This window comes from Seonamhaeicola marinus (assembly GCF_008085455.1).
Window position 1 is genome coordinate 214,529 of record NZ_VSDQ01000577.1, and the last position, 13,167, is coordinate 227,695.

General features: G+C 34.6%; 8 protein-coding genes. 7 read left to right on the plus strand and 1 reads right to left on the minus strand.

Translation table 11 applies throughout. The features are described 5' to 3' along the window. Positions 1-245: 245 nt before the first annotated feature. Positions 246-3,506, minus strand: a complete 3,261-nt coding sequence (locus FUA24_RS09340) for a glycoside hydrolase family 2 TIM barrel-domain containing protein (RefSeq protein WP_148541654.1) — start codon at positions 3,504-3,506, stop codon at positions 246-248. Positions 3,507-3,691: 185 nt separating this feature from the next. Between FUA24_RS09340 and FUA24_RS09345 the strand changes: the two genes are divergently transcribed. From FUA24_RS09345 to FUA24_RS09375, 7 genes are all read left to right on the plus strand, one after another. Then, positions 3,692-4,810, plus strand: coding sequence for a DUF2891 domain-containing protein (locus FUA24_RS09345; protein ID WP_148541656.1), 1,119 nt, complete (start codon positions 3,692-3,694; stop codon positions 4,808-4,810). A gap of 88 nt (positions 4,811-4,898) precedes the next feature. Then, positions 4,899-8,120, plus strand: a complete 3,222-nt coding sequence (locus FUA24_RS09350) for a S41 family peptidase (protein ID WP_148541659.1) — start codon at positions 4,899-4,901, stop codon at positions 8,118-8,120. A 9-nt stretch (positions 8,121-8,129) separates the two neighbouring features. After that, positions 8,130-9,365, plus strand: a complete 1,236-nt coding sequence (locus tag FUA24_RS09355) for an Nramp family divalent metal transporter (protein ID WP_246147007.1) — start codon at positions 8,130-8,132, stop codon at positions 9,363-9,365. A gap of 8 nt (positions 9,366-9,373) precedes the next feature. Continuing rightward, the gene (pxpA, locus tag FUA24_RS09360; RefSeq protein WP_148541661.1) at positions 9,374-10,114 is read left to right on the plus strand and encodes a 5-oxoprolinase subunit PxpA; all 741 of its coding nucleotides are present in this window, start codon (positions 9,374-9,376) and stop codon (positions 10,112-10,114) included. After that, positions 10,115-10,840, plus strand: coding sequence for a 5-oxoprolinase subunit PxpB (gene pxpB, locus FUA24_RS09365; protein ID WP_148541663.1), 726 nt, complete (start codon positions 10,115-10,117; stop codon positions 10,838-10,840). Next, positions 10,833-11,684, plus strand: coding sequence for a 5-oxoprolinase subunit C family protein (locus FUA24_RS09370; protein ID WP_148541665.1), 852 nt, complete (start codon positions 10,833-10,835; stop codon positions 11,682-11,684). Before pxpB ends, FUA24_RS09370 begins: the two co-directional genes overlap by 8 nt. 56 nt (positions 11,685-11,740) lie before the next feature. Next, positions 11,741-13,159 (plus strand): alkaline phosphatase D family protein, encoded by a 1,419-nt coding sequence (locus FUA24_RS09375; RefSeq protein WP_148541667.1) that lies wholly within the window; start codon positions 11,741-11,743, stop codon positions 13,157-13,159. Positions 13,160-13,167: the final 8 nt, after the last annotated feature.

Below are 13,167 nucleotides of genomic sequence, written 5' to 3' on the forward strand. Positions count from 1 at the left end.
CAGAGATTGGAAAATTAATTTAATTGAAAGCCTTAATCCCAATTGGGAAAATCTTTGGAAACCTTTAGACCTTGAAACGAGTTCAGGGTGACAAGGGTTATGTTTTTTGTTTATTCTCCCTGCTTTGTCATGCTGAACTCGTTTCGGCATCTCAGCTCCTCAAAGTTTACAACTTCCAAGTAGAACAAAACAAAAAAGCAGCTCCCAAAGAAGCTGCCCTTTCAAAATATATAGACTATTAATCCCTAAAATTTAACCTTTTCAGCTTTTACTTTAGAACTAAAAGGCACTAAATAAAAGGCATATTTATAAGTACCAGGTTTGTTTCTAAATGCTTCATGAGCTTGAGCACGTGGTGACCAAGTGTTATCACCACCAACACCTTGTTGAGATAAATCTACGTTTACAGTATAAACATCTCGGTCTTTTAATTCGTTTAAAAAGTTGGCTTCCTGTAGGTTGTCGGTACTGAAAGACTGTACACTAAAACTCAATGGTTGGTTTCCTTTAACTAAAATACCTCTGTTAGCTGTATTTGTTAATTTAAACCAATTGGTTTCCGTGTGGTTACCATATTCTTCCGGATAAACGTATTTGTAGTTCATAGTCTCAGGTTTTCCTGAGAATAAGCCAATGTGTGCACCATAATTTCTATCGGAATAATTGGCTTGTGGACCTTTACCTAAATAGGTAAGCTTTCCATAGGTCTTAGAAATATCAAAATTCATACCGATACGAGGAGCGTTTGGAGCACTTTCATCAATATTTGCTTTGTATTCAACTTTTACTTCACCACTACCTAGAATGGTGTATATTAAACCAATTGATGTTTTTGGTTTAGCAATATCGCCTTTAACGTAAACAACCACTTTGCCTTTTTCTGGCGTGTCAAAACTTAATTTATCTACACTTAACTTATCACCAGCATGCATCCAATCTAGTTCAGACTCCAATTGCATTGCACGTCTATAGGCCTCATCATTTTCGGTTTCAGCTCTCCAGAAATTCAGTTTTAATGGTGTTTTTAAAAGGTTAATCCCTTTAGCTTTGTAAGACGTAATGTATCCCGTGTTCTTATCTATTGTAACTGTTACCGATTTGTTTGTCACAGTAAGTGTATTGTTATCCTCATTAACTACTAAAGCACTGTTGCTCTTTAATGAAGAAGGCACAGGAACATTATAACTTAAAGGAAATTGTTCTTCAAAGACTACGTAACCCGCTTTTGCCCAAAGCGCATTACTTTTTAAACTTCCGTAAATATTGATATAATAGACGCTACCAGCCTTAAGTTTTGGAGTTTTAAAATCAATTTTGAAATTATCAGTCTCAAACGCTTTTGTGTTTAATGATTCTAAAACACCTTTTTGAATCACCTTCCCATTTTCAGTAATGTTCCAAGATAAATTGTATTGAGATAAGTCTGCATCATGATGGCGATTCAAAATGCTAAAACTACCACTTGTGGCATCTTTAGTTGAAATGACTACTGGTTGATTTACTTTTTTACACTCAAAAATCTCTGGTTTAGGTGTTCTGTCTGAAGCAATAATTCCATTAATACAGAAACTACCATCATTAGGAGTGTCGCCGTAAGAACCACCATAAGCGTAATATTCTTTACCCTTATCATCTTTTCTCAATATACCTTGATCAATCCAATCCCAAATATAACCACCAAGAGCTCTTTCATTATTGTGAATGATATCCCAATAGGTTTTCATATTACCTACAGAATTACCCATAGCATGAGCGTATTCACACATTAAAACTGGTGTACTTTGAAATTCTGCTGTATCATCTATTAAATCCTGTAATTCTTGAGGTTGTGGATACATTCTACTAATCATATCCACCCAAGGTTTATCAGACGGATTGCCTTTACTGTGTTGAAAGAAGTTCTTTCTATATTCAGGGTGAGAAGGCATTCCTTGTGCACCTTCATAATGAATATAACGTGTAGGATCAAAATCTTTTATCCAACCTGCCATAGCTGCGTGGTTAGGACCAGTACCAGACTCATTACCTAAACTCCACATAACAATACTTGGGTGATTTTTATCACGCTCTACCATCCTAACAGCACGCTCTAAGTAGGCGTTACTCCATTCGGCAACGTTAGATAGTTTTCCTCGTGTTCCATGGGTTTCAAGATTGGCTTCATCCATAACATAAATCCCATACTTATCACATAAATCATAGAAATAAGGATCATTAGGATAGTGCGATGTTCTTACAGCGTTAAAGTTAAATTGTTTAACAAGCTTTACATCTTCTTCCATATCCTCACGAGTTACCATCTTTCCATTAATATGATCATGGTCATGACGATTCACTCCAATCATTTTAACGGGGTTTCCATTTACAAGAAAACGCCCTCTGTCATCGATTAACACCTCTCTAAATCCAACTTTAGTGCTAGTATGTTGAACGTCATTACCTTTATTGTCTTTTACCGTAAACAGTAAGGTGTATAAGTACGGATTATCTGAAGACCATTTTACAGGCGATTTAACTTCGGTCTCAATCAAAGCAAAGTATACATTATCTCGCTGGGGATAATTTTCACCAAAGATTTTTTTAAATTTAGTAGTAACAGTTTCACCCACCTTATTACCATCAGCATCAAGTAGCTCAGTAATTAATTCCCAATCATCTACAGTTGTTCTTAAGTTGGTATTTCCAAATTCACCAATTTTTGCCTTGTATTTATTTTTGATATTGGCAATAAGTTCTGGTCTAATTTGTAACAAGGCGTTCTCATAGTTGTTATCTAAATTTGTTCTAACGGTAAAATCAGATAGTCTTACTTTTGGGTTTGCCTGCAAGTAAACTTCACGCTCTATACCGCTCATACGCCAATGATCTTGAGCCTCCATATAGCTACCATCGCACCATCTATATACTTTTACGGCTACTTTATTCTCACCTTGTATGAGGTGTTTAGTTATATCAAATTCTGCAGGTAGTCTGGTATCTTCACTATAGCCAACAAATTTACCATTAACCCAAACATAATACGCAGAGGACACGCCTCCAAAGTGAAGAATCACGTCTTTATCTGCCCAATTTTCATCAATAGTAAACGTTCTAATGTAATGGCCAACTGGGTTATCATGGTGATTTATAAAAGGAAAATCATTAAAAAACGGGTATGTTGAATTAGTATATATTGGAGTACCGTATCCTCTCATTTCCCAGTTTGATGGTACATCAATTTTATCCCAATTAGAGGCATCGAAGTCCGAATTTTGAAAATCATCTAGGGCATCAGCAGGTTTAGCCACCCACTTAAAGTTCCAATCACCATTTAAGGATTTATATAAACTAGACAGTTCTCTGTCTCCAGAAATGGCTTGTTCTTTGGTGTCAAAATTATAAAACGTAGCCTTTGCAGGTAAACGATTTATTTGGTTAACATTTGGGTTTTCCCAATCGTTTTGTTGTGCAAAAAGCGTTGTTGCAAAAAATAAAAAAAGGAAAGCGCATCTTAATAAGTGCTTCATTGTAAAGTTTAATTTAGTTTGTTATATATTTATGTGCTATCACAAAGATATTTATTAATGAAAGAGTAATAGAATATATGTATGCAACATATAGTCAAAAATGTGTAATAATTGTTCAGAAATTATAGATTAGGGGTTTTAACAATTGTTAGCGTCATATTGAAATAACTTACTAAAAACTTAACATGAAGAAATTAATAGTTTTATTGGCATTAATAGTTTTAACAAATTGTAATTCCAAAGGCGAAGAAAAACAAGAAATAAATAAAAAAGAGCATGTAAAGCCAGTTGAAGTAAAAGCGCCAAAATTGGATTTAGAACAGGCCAATAAATTAGCAGAATTGCCATTACATTGTATGAATATGGAATACCCTAATAGGTTGTCTCAAACACTAGGAAATGACCAAGATTTATTACCTCCAAGAACATTGCATCCGGCGTTTTATGGCTGTTTTGATTGGCACTCGTCTGTTCACGGGCATTGGAGTTTAGTAAGTTTATTAAAACAGTTTCCAGATTTAGATAAAGCTGAAGAAATTAAAACACGGTTATTAGCAAATATTTCAAAGGAAAATATTGAGGCAGAGGTGGCTTATTTTCATAGAAAACATAATACATCTTATGAACGTACTTATGGTTGGACTTGGTTATTAAAATTGGCCGAGGAGTTACACACTTGGGATGATGATACTGCAAGAACTTTAGAACAAAACCTAAAGCCGTTAACAGATTTAATTTGTAATAAGTATATAGAGTATCTACCAAAACTGAACTACGCGTTAAGGGTGGGAACTCATACTAATACTGCTTTTGGACTATCTTTTGCGTATGATTATGCCGAAACTGTAAATCACGAAGCACTTAAAAAGGCCATAAAAGATAGAGCTCTATTTTTCTTTAAAAATGATGAAAATTGCCCTATGTCATGGGAACCTAGTGGAAGCGACTTTTTATCACCTTGTTTAGAAGAGGCCGCTTTAATGAAACGCTTATTACCTCTTGAAGAATATAAGATATGGTTAACTGCTTTTTTACCACAATTAAAAGATGAAAATTACAGTTTAGAGCCTGGTATTGTTTCGGATAGAACAGACGGGCACTTGGTACATCTAGACGGGGTAAATTTCTCTAGAGCATGGAATTTGTACGAGATAACAAATGGTTTACCAGAATACACTCACCTGAAAAACATAGCCAACCAACATATTAAGTATTCATTACCAAGTATATTTGGCGACGATTACATGGGAGGACATTGGTTAGGTAGTTTTGCTATTTATGCTTTAAATACTTCTAAATTGTAATAATAAATTGTTAAACATAATCTAATAATTTGTTAATTGTTGTTTTGAAGTTTTACATTTATGGTCATAACCAAAATTGACTATAAATATGAAACTGCATTATGCGTTTTTCTCTTGTTTTGCTTTATTAATTGCAAACTTTAGCGTTTCCCAATCGCCTTTAATTAACTTTCCAGCTTTAAGTCCTGATGGACAAACCATTGCTTTTAATTATCAAGGCGATATTTGGACAGCTTCAAGTAGCGGACAAAACCCAAAGCGATTAACAGTCCATGAAGCCTATGATACCAAACCTGTTTGGAGTACTGATGGTAAATCTATTGCTTTTATAAGTGAACGCTATGGAAATAATGATGTATACGTTATTCCGGCCACAGGAGGAATACCAAAGCGTATAACCTATCATTCAACTTCAGATATTGTAACAGACTTTACTTCAGGTGGTAAACTTTTGTTTTCAACCAGACGTAATTTTGTTCAAGTTGAAAGGGAATACGAAACACATATTATAGATGATGAAGGAGGAACATCGAAACGCTTATTAAACGCAACTGGTTTTGATGCAGCGCTTTCACCTAATGGTAAATTTGTAGTGTTTACAAAAGGAAGTTGTAGATTAGAAAGAGAAGCATATCAAGGTCCTGCAAATAGAGATATTTGGCTTTACGATTTAAAGAATGATACATATTCTAAACTAACAGATTATAATGGGAATGATTTTTATCCACAATGGGGTGACGATAATACCATTTATTTTCAATCTTCGAGAAGCGGAAAATACAACGTTCATAAAGTAATAGTAGATAATTCAGGAACTAAATCTGGTGCTGTTACTCAAATCACCAAATTTTCTGACATGGGAATTTTTTCGTTTCAAATTAGTAAAAACGGAAAAGACATTGTTGTGACTAAAGGCAATAAGACCTATTTAGTAAACGCAAATACAAAAGCGCAAAAAGAGGTGAAAATTAATATTGCTTCAGATTACAGATTCGATCCTGTGGTTCATAAGACATATGGCAGTAATGTTGGTGATATAGCTGTTTCTCCAAATGGAAAATATGCCGCCATAAATATAAGAGGAGAAGTTTTTATCCGTGAGACTGCAAAAGATAAGAAACGCACTGTAAATGTTACACGTTCTGCTTTCAGAGATATTGATGCTACTTGGTTAAATGATAGTACTTTACTCTTTATTTCTGACAGAGATGGTCAAAAAGATATCTATTTAGTAAAATCTAATAATAATAATGAAGCTAATTTATTTAAAACCCTTAAGCATAAAGTAGAGCGCCTTACAAAAACGACAGATGATGAAAATAACTTAAGGTTATCTCCAGATGGTAAATCTATTGCTTATAATCTTGGAAGGGGAAAACTAGTGGTGGCAAATATTGATGAAAAAGGCAAGCTGTCAAACCAAATTACTTTAGTTAGCGGTTGGGCAACTCCAGGTGGTGTGGCATGGTCTCCAGATTCTAAATGGTTAGCTTATAGTTTAAGTGATCTTGATTTTAATGCTGAAATTTATATCCATAAAGCAGATAACAGTCAAAAACCTATAAATATTTCTATGCACCCTAAACAGGATAGAGGTCCAGTTTGGAGTCCAGATGGGAAAAAGCTAATGTTTTCTTCAAATAGAAATAATAGCGATTATGATGTGTGGTTTACTTGGTTAACTAAGGCAGATTGGGAAAAAACAACACAAGATTGGGAAGAAGATGTAGAGGAAAAAAAGGAAGACAAAAAAGGAAGTAAGGATAAGAAAGATAAAAAAGCTATAGTAAATCCAGTTGTCATAGATTTTGAAGATATTCATGAACGCCAAGTTCAGGTAACTTCTTATGTTGGAGGAGAATTTGGGCAGCTGTTTTCAAAAGACTCTAAAACTATCTACTATACTTCAGGAAATGGAAGCAGAGGTAACGCTAGTGTAGAATCCGATTTATTCAAAATAAAGTGGGACGGAAAGGATAGAAAAGCACTTACTCAAAAGAATACAAGACCATCCAATCTAGCGGTGGATAAAAAGCGCTCTAAATTATATTTAACCAAAAGAGGTGGAAGTTTATCAAGTATCAATCTTTCGAATGACAAAAGTGAAGCATTACCATTTTCGGCTAAACTAGATATAGATTACCAAAAAGAATCCCAACAAATATTTAATGAAGCTTGGAAAGCTATTAAAGATGGGTTTTATGATCCAAATTTTCATGGTCAAGACTGGGATAGATTAAGAAAAACATACGAACCATTAGCATTAAATGCTTCAACTCGTGATGACTTTCAAACCATTTTTAATTGGATGTTAGGGCAAATTAATGCTAGCCACATGGGATTATATCGTGTTGAAACCAGAGAAGATGTGCAAAGTGAACGAACAGGTTTATTAGGTTTAGAGTTTGAACAACAATCCAACGGAGACTTAAAAGTAATGTCTGTAGTGGCTTCAATGCCTGCAGATAGAAGCTCTAGTGAAATTAAGGTTGGAGATATCATCACTGCCGTAAACGGTAACGATTTAGATAGACTTAGCAATATTTATAAGTACTTAGAAGGTACTTCTAATGAGAAAATATACTTAGACGTAAAAAGAGGTGATGCTAAAAAAGAAATCATTATTAGACCAAAAAGTAGTAATAGAGCGGAGAATTATAATTCTTGGGTGAAAGAACGAAAGCGTTTAACTAAAAAGTATTCTAACGGACGTTTGGGCTATATTCATATTCAAGGTATGAACTGGACAAGCTTTGAACGTTTTGAGCGTGAATTAACGGCAGCTGGAAATGGAAAAGAAGGTGTTGTAATTGATGTGAGGTTTAATGGCGGTGGTTGGACTACAGATTACCTAATGGCAGTATTAAATGTTAAACAGCATGCTTATACTGTGCCAAGAGGAGCTGCTAAAAATTTAAAATCAGAACATACTAAATTTGTTAATCATTATCCTTACAGTGAGCGTTTGCCTTTAGCTTCTTGGACTAAACCATCTATTGCACTGTGCAATGAAAGTAGCTATTCTAATGCCGAAATATTTTCTCATGCTTATAAAGCTTTAGGAATAGGAACATTAGTGGGAGTACCAACGTTTGGAGCTGTAATTTCTACAGGAGGAACAGGCTTAATTGACGGCTCATTTGTAAGAATGCCGTTTAGAGGTTGGTATGTTAAGTCCACAAAATCTAATATGGAGCTTGGACCCGCTGTTCCAGATATAACAGTATACAACAATCCAGATGACAAGGCAAAACATAAGGATACACAGCTTAAAAAGGCCGTTGATGAATTGCTAAGTCAATTAAAATAGTATCTTTAGTTGAAGATCAATTTTAATGTGAAACATCTTTTTAAAAATATTGGTCCGGGACCTTTAGTAGCAGCTGCTTTCATAGGTCCTGGGACCGTTACTATGTGCACCATTGCGGGGATAGGCTTTGGTTATGCTTTACTTTGGGCAATGGTACTTTCGGTATTTGCTACTATTGTACTACAAGAAATGGCCGCTAGATTAGGTATAATAACCCAAAAAGGGTTATCAGAAGTCATTAGAACCGAAATTAAGAATCCAGTTTTTAGAACATTTATAGTCGTTTTAATCCTTTCTGCTATTGTAATAGGAAATGCAGCCTATGAGGCAGGTAATATTTCTGGTGGCATATTAGGTCTAGAAACTATTTTGAGTAACCCTTCCCTTAATCTGTTTGGGGTATCTTTTAAAAGTTTCAGTTTAATTATTGGAGCCTTAGCATTCGTATTACTTTATATTGGAAATTATAGAATTATTGAACGCGCACTCATAACACTAGTTATTCTTATGAGTTTGGCCTTTCTTACCTGTGCAATACTAACGAAACCTAATGTATTAGATATTCTAAAAGGTGCTTTTATTCCGAAGTTTCCTGAAAATGGGTTATTGATAATCGTTGGACTTATTGGAACAACCGTTGTGCCTTACAATCTCTTTTTACATGCTTCTTTAGTAAAGGAGAAGTGGCAAAAAACATCGGATTTAAGGATTGCAAGAAAAGATACTTTTGTTGCGGTTGTACTAGGAGGTTTGGTGTCAATGTGTATTATAATTTCTGCTTCTGCTATACAAGGCGAATCTATTAGTAATGCTGCAGATTTGGCTAAAGGATTAGAACCTTTGTTTGGTAGTTTTTCTAAGTATGTTTTGGCTATTGGTTTGTTTGCAGCAGGCATAACCAGTGCAATTACAGCGCCCTTAGCTGCCGCTTATGTAGCTAGCGGGTGCTTAGGGTGGTCTTCTAATTTAAAATCTATAAAATTTAGATGTGTTTGGATGTTTATTTTGGTTTTGGGTGTTGCGTTTTCATCTACCAACATCAAACCAATTCAAATTATAAAATTTGCCCAAGTAGCAAATGGCATTTTATTACCAGTAATAGCAGTGATTCTAATATATATTATGAATAAAACCTCTGTTCTTGGAAAATATAAGAATAATACCAAACAAAATATTTTAGGATTTCTTATCTTAGGTATTACAATTTTACTTTCGGCAGTAGCCTTAGGTAAAGTGTTTTTATAGCATCTTTTATGAACCATCTTGTTATTGATATAAATGCCGATTTAGGTGAAGGTATTGGAAATGAAGCTGATTTAATGCCTTATCTGTCGTCTTGCAATATTGCTTGTGGCGGACATGCTGGAGATAATGCGTCTATGCATGATGCGGTAAAATTAGCCAAAACTCATAAAGTTAAAATTGGAGCGCATCCATCGTTTCCCGATAAGGAGAATTTCGGACGTGTAAAAATGGATATGTCTTGTGCGGCTTTGTTCACTTCACTAAAGCACCAGATTACAGATTTATTGAATGTGTTATACAAAGAAAATGCAACGCTTCACCATATAAAACCACATGGAGCACTTTATAATTTAGCAGCTAAAGATGAAAAGGTGGCTAATGTAATCATTGAGGTTGTTAAAAGCATGCATAGACCTGTGCAATTATATGTACCATATAAATCTGTGATTGCGCAAATGGCTAAAGACAATGGCATTGCAATTACTTATGAAGCATTTGCAGATAGAAACTACAATGACGATTTAAGCTTAGTATCTAGAAAAGAAAAGAATGCTGTAATACATGATGCGGACACTTTGGTAAATCATGTTTTAAATTTTGTGGCTTTCAAAAAGGTAAAAACCATTAATAATACCGAAATTCCTATTTTAGCAGAAACCGTTTGTGTTCATGGAGATCACCCTGAAGCTATTGAACTCGTGAAACGACTTCATAAACGCCTACGAGAAAACCATATCAAAGTACAATAGGTGAGATACCAACTTAAATATAAACCGTTCGGGGAACAATCAGTTTTAATCGAATGGCCTCAAATTATAAGTAAAGAAATCCTTAAAGATGTTTTAAGTTTTAAAGCTAAGCTAGAGGCAGAAAAAAGAATCTATGACGTAAATCATGCTTATAATTCGTTGCTAATTACTTTTAGTGATTTTACCAATGATTTAGAATCGGAAATAAACCAGTTAGAAGCCATTTATAATAGAGCGCATGTAGTTAATAAACATTCATTTAAAAGATGGCGTATACCTGTATGTTACGATATACATTTTGGTATAGATTTAAATGAATTGGCTTTAACCAACAATCTATCAATTGATGAGGTAATACAGCGCCATTCAATTTCAAACTATACCGTATATTTTATTGGTTTTTTACCAGGTTTCCTCTATTTGGGTGGATTAGATAAAACACTTAATACCCCAAGGAAAGCCTCTCCAAGATTAAAGATAGAGAAAGGCGCGGTGGCTATAGGAGGAGGGCAAACTGGTATATATCCTAGTGAAAGTCCGGGAGGGTGGAATATAATAGGAAATTCTCCAATTAACTTTTTCAACGTTCAAGAACAAACTCCATGTTTTGCCAATGCAGGAGATGAAATTCAGTTTTATCCTGTAAGTCTAAAACAACATGCCGATATTAAAACATTGGTGGATGCTGGCGTTTATCATTTAGAAAGTGAGGTGATTAATGATTAAGGTTTTAAGTACTGGAATTTATAGTACTATTCAAGATTTTGGTAGGTTTGGTGTGCAAAATTATGGCATACCTTACTCTGGTGTAATGGACAAGCAATCTGCTTCCTTTTCTAATGCTATTTTGGGTAATCCTATAGATTTACCAGTTATGGAAATTACCATGTTAGGGCCAAAATTACAATTTGAAACGAAGACTAGAATTTGCATTTCAGGAGGAGATCTATCACCAAAATTAAATAACAACCCCATATTTAACAATAAGTCAATTTTGGTTGAAACGGGCGATGTGCTTTCCTTTGGAAAGCTAAATAGAGGCTTTCGCGCTTATTTATCTGTTCAAGGAGGTTTTAAAACTGAGAACGTTTTAGGAAGTTATAGTATGTACCAAGATATTACTCCTAAAAGTAGGGTTGAAAAAGGAGACATTTTGAAAATTGCTTCTTTCAAGGATAATGGTATGCGTGCTAACGCCTCAATAAAGGTAACGGATACGCATTTAGATACCACTAAAATAGATGTTGATAAAGGCCCTGAGTTTGATCAACTTTCCGAAGACCAAAAAAAGTATTTGTTAAGTAAGACATTCAGTATTTCAAAGGATAATAATAGAATGGCTTATCAACTTAATGAAGTATTAGAAAATACATTAGAACCTATAATAACCTCTTTAGTAAAGCCTGGGACAATACAGCTAACACCTTCCGGAAAACTTATAGTTTTAATGAAAGATTGTCAAACAACAGGAGGGTATCCAAGAGTTTTACAACTGAAAACAGCTGCAATTAATGTGATGTCACAAAAATATACAGGTCAAATGGTTTCATTTTCTTTAGATATGTATTAGGCTGATTTTTTTCTAAATAAATTGTTTTAATATTACACTAAGGAAAAAACATCATAATGACATTATCAAAATACCATTTTCTTTTAGTAGCTTTTTTATGCTTTTTGAACACAGTTAATGGGCAGAAAAAACAAGATTCCGTTTATTTTACAACAGGGTTTAAAATTGGAGAAGTCTCCAAAAATTCAGCTATTATTTGGACGCGACTTTGTAAATCAGAAAAACCAGTTCCTGTATGGCACGAAAGGCAGGATAAAACGTTTAGACCTCCTGTAAAGTTTAAAAACAATATGCCTGTAAATGAAATGGATGGGGCTGTTGAAGGGAGTTTTGGACAAGTAAGGGTAGAACTAATTTCAAAAACACATACCATCAGTTTAGATTGGGAATATGTTTCCGCCTTAAAAGATTACACCTTTAAAAAAATCATTACAAACTTAAATCCTAATACAAAATATACGGTTAAACTTACAGGTAGAAAATCAGAGCAACATCCAGAAACCGTTGTTATGGGACACTTTTTTACAGCACCAGAAGAACAGGCCATTGAACCTATAGTTTTTACATCTTCCACATGTCAATTTTTTTGGAGTCATGACGACCCAAAACGTGGCTTTAAAATCTATGATGGCATGAAAAAATTGCAACCTAAGTTTCATGTGCAAACTGGAGATTATGTCTACTATGATAAGCCTGGACCTTTTGTTAAAACTATTGAAATGGCAAGACATAAGTGGCATGCTATGAATTCATGGCCCTCTTTAAAAGAGTTCTATATGGAAACGCCGTTGTACATTGAAAAGGATGACCATGACTTGTTAAGAGATGATGCTTATCCTGGAAGAACACCTTTGGGAGAAGTAACTTTTGAAGACGGATTAGCCTTGTGGTATGAACAAACTCCAATAGGTGCAAAACCTTATAGAACCCAGAGATGGGGTAAAGATTTACAAGTTTGGTTTGTTGAGGTTAGAGAGTTTAGATCAGACAACAGAATGGAAGACAGTGCTGAAAAAACGATTTGGGGTAAAGCACAAATACAATGGTTCAAGGAAACCATAGAAGCATCTGACGCTACGTTTAAAGTCTTAATAAGTCCAACTCCAATTGTTGGTCCAGATAGGCCAAAGGGAAAGAATGATAACCATTCAAACAAAGCATTTCAAACCGAAGGGGAGTGGTTAAGAGCATATTTAGCAAAGCATAAGGTGTTTGTAGTAAATGGCGATAGACATTGGCAATATGCATCGGTAGACCTTATTACTGGTCTTAGAGAGTTTAGTCAAGGTGCCGTGAGTGATTATCATGCTGGTGGTTGGCAACAAGATAATGTACTGCCCGAGCATAAGTTTTTGAGAGTAAAGGGTGGATTTTTAACCACCAAAGTATATAGAAAAGCAGATGTGCCATTAATTGAGTTTCTTCATTATGATGTAGATGGAACTATTGTACACAAAGAAACTTTTAAGGAATAGTAATTAGT

Coding starts and splice junctions, on each gene's coding strand:
- FUA24_RS09340 (WP_148541654.1), bottom strand. CDS start 3,506: ATGAAGCACTTATTAAGATGCGCTTTCCTTTTTTTATTTTTTGCAACA.
- FUA24_RS09345 (WP_148541656.1), top strand. CDS start 3,692: ATGAAGAAATTAATAGTTTTATTGGCATTAATAGTTTTAACAAATTGT.
- FUA24_RS09350 (WP_148541659.1), top strand. CDS start 4,899: ATGAAACTGCATTATGCGTTTTTCTCTTGTTTTGCTTTATTAATTGCA.
- pxpA (WP_148541661.1), top strand. CDS start 9,374: ATGAACCATCTTGTTATTGATATAAATGCCGATTTAGGTGAAGGTATT.
- FUA24_RS09370 (WP_148541665.1), top strand. CDS start 10,833: ATGATTAAGGTTTTAAGTACTGGAATTTATAGTACTATTCAAGATTTT.
- FUA24_RS09375 (WP_148541667.1), top strand. CDS start 11,741: ATGACATTATCAAAATACCATTTTCTTTTAGTAGCTTTTTTATGCTTT.